Origin of the sequence: Niallia sp. (assembly GCF_031978665.1) — a bacterium.
Classification (GTDB): Bacteria; Bacillota; Bacilli; order Bacillales; family Cytobacillaceae; genus Niallia.
Map to the genome: position 1 here is coordinate 11,718 of NZ_DALZDK010000040.1, position 4,495 is coordinate 16,212.

Genomic DNA, 4,495 nt, shown 5'->3' on the forward strand with positions numbered 1-4,495 from the left:
TAGGAACTGATTGCGAAAAACAGGCGCACCTTTACTAGCAAACATAGACGTAAAGAAGGAAGAATGATGTTCAAAGTATTCAAACCACATCAAATTCCCCTCAGTAAAGCTTAATTCAGATGCAGATCTGCATAGTTTTCTTAATTCGTTTATATGCTCTTCAATTAGTTTTTCCAGCAAATCATATTTATCTAAATAATGAAGATAAACGGTTCTCCGACCGACATTTGCTCTGTCAGCAATATCTTGAATCGTAATTATATCAATAGCCTTTTCTGTCATTAGCTCAATAAAAGCACTCTTGATTGCTTCTTGTGATTTGATTACCCTTCTATCCATTCTATTCTCCCTCATATGCACATCACCAATTTTCTATTAACAAATGCACAATTCCCCTTCATCTGTGCAATAATACACAAATCTAAGTTAATTGGTCATTGTAGGTATTATTATAACGTTTATAATTATACACAGATGTGCAATATTACATCAAGGTGTATTTATTACTTATTCAACTACCTTCACATGATAGAAGCGTAAATCAAAATGCACATAGGAGGTTGAGCTATGAATCGTGTTGAAAAAAGCAAGGAAAAATTCAAGCAACTATTTGGCACCGGAGTACCTACTCTCTATTCTACTGACCCTGATTTTCAAAATATTTTAAGTCACTTTGTTTTTGGGGAAGTTTTCTATCAAGGGAATCTGGATGATAAACAGCGTGAGTTAATCACCTTGGTGGTGCTTACAGCCAACCAGACATTACCTCAGCTTAGGGCACATGTCAGCGCGGCCCTAAACGTTGGGCTAACAGCAAAAGAAATAAAAGAGGCAGTTTATCAATGTACTCCCTATATTGGATTCCCCAAAACATTAAATGCCATTAATGAACTCAACGAAGTTTTCAAGGCGGAGAATATTGTATTACCTATTGAAAGCCAACATTCTGTAGATGAAGATACTCGTTTTGATAGCGGACTCGCCATACAAGTAGAAATATTTGGTGAGGTGATTGAAAAAATGCGAGCAAATGCTCCGGAAAATCAAAAACATATCCAAGATTATCTTTCCGCCTTTTGCTTCGGAGATTTCTATACCCGTGGTGGACTTGATTTAAAAACACGAGAATTGCTGACTATTTGTATCGTAAGTAGCCTAGGTGGTGCTGAAGCTCAAGTCAAGGCACATGTGCAAGGGAATCTAAATGTGGGAAATGATAAGGAAACTTTGATTAGCGCTATCACCCACTGTCTTCCTTACACGGGCTTTCCAAGAACACTAAATGCATTAGCCTGCGTGAATGAAATGATTCCTGAAAAATAAGAAAGGGTGTTATCTATTATGTCTAATATTCAAGATAAAGTTGTCATTATTACCGGTGCTTCTTCTGGGATTGGAGAAGCAACTGCAAAAGAACTCGCATCAAAAGGTGCAAAGTTGGTACTAGCTGCTCGTCGTGAAGAGCGTTTAGCTAAATTACAAGATGAAATAAAAGCAAATGGTGGTCAGGCTATTTTTAAAGTAACAGATGTGACTTCCCGAGAACAAATGGATGAACTAGCGGCTCTAGCTCTTAAAGAATTTGGAAAAATCGACGTATTAATCAACAACGCAGGAATCATGCCACAAGCCTTCCTTACAGAAAATAAAGTAGAAGAATGGGATATGATGATTGATGTCAACATCAAAGGTGTTTTGTATGCCATCGCTGCTATTGTTCCATCCATGAGAAAACGCAAATTTGGTCATGTTATTAATCTTTCTTCGGTGGCTGGACATAATATCTACCCAGGTGGAACAGTATATTGTGGTACAAAATTTGCAGTAAAAGCAATTTCAGAAGGTTTACGACAGGAAGAAGCAATGAATGGAACAAATATCCGTGTAACCAATATTTCTCCTGGGGCTGTAACCAGTGAATTATTAGAAACAACAACAGACCCAGCAATGAAAGCAGGTTTAGATGAATTTTACCAGGTTGCTATTGATGCTGATCGAATTGCTCATGCAATTGCTTTTGCCATTGAGCAGCCAGCAGATGTTGGAATAAATGAAATGATTATCCGACCAACTGTTCAAGTTGGTTAATAAAAATAGGAATGTTTATTGGAGGAATGTAAATGGCTAAACATGAGGAAGTAAAAAATGGCGTTATTTTCCCAGTTGGCGAGAAAAATGAAGCATATGCCCAATTTTTTGTGGGACAAAGTTATCTTAAAACATTAATTGCTGATCCTAAAGTGAATGTTGGTGTTGGGAATGTAACCTTTGAACCAGGATGCAGAAATAACTGGCATATTCACCATGATGGATTTCAGCTTTTATTAGTGACTGGTGGCGAAGGCTGGTACCAAGAACAAGGAAAACCAGCTCAATTTTTAAAAGCTGGTGATGTTATTGTCACCCATGATGGTGTAAAACACTGGCATGGTGCTACTAAAGACAGCTGGTTCGAACACATTGCCATCACATCAGGTACACCTGAATGGTTAGAACCAGTAACAGATGAGGAATATAACAAATTAATCTAATTACTAAGGTTAAGGAATTGCCCTGTTATTCAGGGCTTTTTATTTTAATCTTAAGTACTATAATTTAAAAATTCTATTTCAAAAATTAAAACCCTCTTTCCATTTTCTTCGGATTGACAACAACATCACAAGCTTTTTTATAAAATTCAATTGGTCCAACTTCTCCAGTAACTATGTAAGCATAGCCTATTGTCTTCTTTTTTATAAGAAGGTTCCATATTAAATGCTTCACTTTAGTTTTATTAATTCTTCTGTTCTATTAGATATCTAAATAGTTTGTGATGATATATTACTAGTCCTTCTTGAGCTTTCAAATTCAAATGTTCAGTTCCTATTTAACATAATACATCGTCATCGAAAGAAGAAAAATAAGTTAATTCACCATGGAAAAATCACCTCTAAATTTCTTTTTCCATCAAAACATTCGTGGTCTCATACCCTAATTTCTCATACAATCCTCGGGCTGCTTTATTATGACCAAAAACGTGGAGACCTATTTTTTTCATTCCTAACTTCTGCCCAACATTCTCTATTTGCTTTAGTGCTTCCTTGGCATAGCCATTCCCTTGGTATTTTTCAACTATATGTATATCATAGATAAATCCTAGTTTTTCAGACTTTTGCGCAAGCCATATAATGCCAACTGCCTCGTCATCTTTTCGAATGGTGTATAAAAAATTTCGTTCCGTCTTCTCTCCTTTTGGCAAAAGTTTTGTATATTCCTCTTCCGCCTTCCTTATGGACTCTTCCTGCTTCCAATTTCCAGATAAAACTTTTTCTTCCGCATAGTATTTAATTGCTGAAGAAAGATATGTTTGATACTCTTCAGAATTCATTAAAGCTAATTCAATCATTTTTCTCCCCCTTAAAAGCGCTAAAAAACAATACTCTTTCTAAGCTTAATACACTTATTAACTTAGACGCGATTTTTATTTTCCTTCCCAGCAATTGCAATCCTAAATAAATCATAAGCTGTAAACACAACCACTATGCTCCAAAAAATTAAACTGCTTCCAATCGAATTATCATTAATCAAGACAAAAACTACGATAATCCAAAAACCAATCAGCGAAACTATTCTGTTTACCATTTCAGATTTAAACATATCTCGTCTCTCCTTCTTGTTAGATTATCCTGTATCGTATGGTGCATGCTTAAAGCTGCTTTTGTTATTTGCTCTATTTATTTAATTTATACGTTTGTTGAACAAATAGGTTTCACAAACGCTCTTCTATCGAATTTTACGATCACTTTTACTTTAATTACCCTAATGTAAAATCATCAATAATCTCTACCACTTCGATTTTTCCATTTATCAAAAGCTCAGGAAGTTCATTTTTCACATTGCCCTTCCAGTATTCTCGAGCCTGTTCTATTTTTCTATGGAAAGGAACAGCTTCTAGCTTTGGCAAAAGCTCTCCATCTCCCTCAAAATAATTCCCTATCACGCGAAGCTTAACAATCTGTAATACTTTGCGATTATAAAAATCAAATAATGATTTCCATTTTAAAACCTCTTCATAGCTTTTCGCAGCATATAAACAGGACAATCTGGAAGGATAGTTTGGAAATTCTTGCAGTCTCACCATTTCAGCTATTACTTCTCTAATCGCTCTCATTGTGTGACCTGCATACTTAACAAGTATTGTGGTATTGTCTTTATCCAAGTGTAATCCTTCATCTGTATAATGATTAGTTAAAATTTGCATACAATCTTCGTCTTGTTGATTTACATGTTCTTTTTCCAAAAAGAAGCGATATAACGTATTTTTTTGATCCTCTTCAAAGTTAATCACCTGTCCAAGTATCATTTTTTTATTCGTAACAATGTGATAGGCATTAAATTCTTTTTTCATGGTTCTCTCTCCTATTAGAATGCAAAACACCTTCTCTTATTTTTTTGTGTTACTTACTAAATGGTTTCAAAATTACTAAAGCTCAACTCTCTCAAAATGTTCAACTGT

8 protein-coding genes are annotated in these 4,495 nt (G+C 35.2%); 3 read left to right on the plus strand and 5 right to left on the minus strand.

Features of this window, described 5'->3' with window-relative positions; genetic code table 11:
* Positions 1 to 339, minus strand: a 339-nt coding sequence (locus RTL21_RS19275) for a TetR/AcrR family transcriptional regulator (RefSeq protein ID WP_312098249.1), incomplete at its 3' end; no start/stop codon positions are given.
* 228 nt (positions 340 to 567) lie between these two features.
* On the opposite strand from RTL21_RS19275, the gene RTL21_RS19280 reads away from it, so the two are divergent.
* Genes RTL21_RS19280 through RTL21_RS19290 form a run of 3 tightly spaced genes read left to right on the plus strand, consistent with a single transcriptional unit; the run spans position 568 to position 2,531 of the window.
* Positions 568 to 1,323 (plus strand): carboxymuconolactone decarboxylase family protein, encoded by a 756-nt coding sequence (locus tag RTL21_RS19280; RefSeq protein WP_312098251.1) that lies wholly within the window; start codon positions 568 to 570, stop codon positions 1,321 to 1,323.
* Positions 1,324 to 1,341: 18 nt separating this feature from the next.
* Positions 1,342 to 2,088, plus strand: a complete 747-nt coding sequence (locus RTL21_RS19285) for an SDR family oxidoreductase (protein WP_312098253.1) — start codon at positions 1,342 to 1,344, stop codon at positions 2,086 to 2,088.
* Between the two features lie 32 nt (positions 2,089 to 2,120).
* On the plus strand, positions 2,121 to 2,531 hold the full coding sequence (locus tag RTL21_RS19290) for a cupin domain-containing protein (RefSeq protein WP_312098255.1): 411 nt from the start codon (positions 2,121 to 2,123) through the stop codon (positions 2,529 to 2,531).
* An 85-nt stretch (positions 2,532 to 2,616) separates the two neighbouring features.
* On the opposite strand, the gene RTL21_RS19295 is transcribed toward RTL21_RS19290, so the two are convergent.
* The 4 genes from RTL21_RS19295 to RTL21_RS19310 all read right to left on the minus strand — a co-directional run bounded on the left by RTL21_RS19295 (position 2,617) and on the right by RTL21_RS19310 (position 4,387).
* Entirely contained in the window at positions 2,617 to 2,763 is a 147-nt protein-coding gene (locus tag RTL21_RS19295) for a hypothetical protein (RefSeq protein ID WP_312098256.1), read from the minus strand.
* Between the two features lie 166 nt (positions 2,764 to 2,929).
* Positions 2,930 to 3,385 carry a GNAT family N-acetyltransferase gene (locus RTL21_RS19300; RefSeq protein WP_312098258.1) on the minus strand — a complete coding sequence of 152 codons (456 nt, stop codon included), beginning with the start codon at positions 3,383 to 3,385 and terminating at the stop codon, positions 2,930 to 2,932.
* A gap of 62 nt (positions 3,386 to 3,447) precedes the next feature.
* Positions 3,448 to 3,636: a hypothetical protein gene (locus RTL21_RS19305; RefSeq protein WP_312098260.1), complete on the minus strand. Its 189-nt coding sequence runs from the start codon at positions 3,634 to 3,636 to the stop codon at positions 3,448 to 3,450.
* Positions 3,637 to 3,793: 157 nt separating this feature from the next.
* The gene (locus tag RTL21_RS19310) at positions 3,794 to 4,387 is read right to left on the minus strand and encodes a DUF2441 domain-containing protein (RefSeq protein WP_312098262.1); all 594 of its coding nucleotides are present in this window, start codon (positions 4,385 to 4,387) and stop codon (positions 3,794 to 3,796) included.
* Positions 4,388 to 4,495: the final 108 nt, after the last annotated feature.

What these genes read in the sequence shown, in the direction of transcription:
- RTL21_RS19310 (WP_312098262.1), bottom strand. Translation starts at nt 4,387, where the DNA reads ATGAAAAAAGAATTTAATGCCTATCACATTGTTACGAATAAAAAAATG.
- RTL21_RS19305 (WP_312098260.1), bottom strand. Translation starts at nt 3,636, where the DNA reads ATGTTTAAATCTGAAATGGTAAACAGAATAGTTTCGCTGATTGGTTTT.
- RTL21_RS19290 (WP_312098255.1), top strand. Translation starts at nt 2,121, where the DNA reads ATGGCTAAACATGAGGAAGTAAAAAATGGCGTTATTTTCCCAGTTGGC.
- RTL21_RS19280 (WP_312098251.1), top strand. Translation starts at nt 568, where the DNA reads ATGAATCGTGTTGAAAAAAGCAAGGAAAAATTCAAGCAACTATTTGGC.
- RTL21_RS19300 (WP_312098258.1), bottom strand. Translation starts at nt 3,385, where the DNA reads ATGATTGAATTAGCTTTAATGAATTCTGAAGAGTATCAAACATATCTT.
- RTL21_RS19285 (WP_312098253.1), top strand. Translation starts at nt 1,342, where the DNA reads ATGTCTAATATTCAAGATAAAGTTGTCATTATTACCGGTGCTTCTTCT.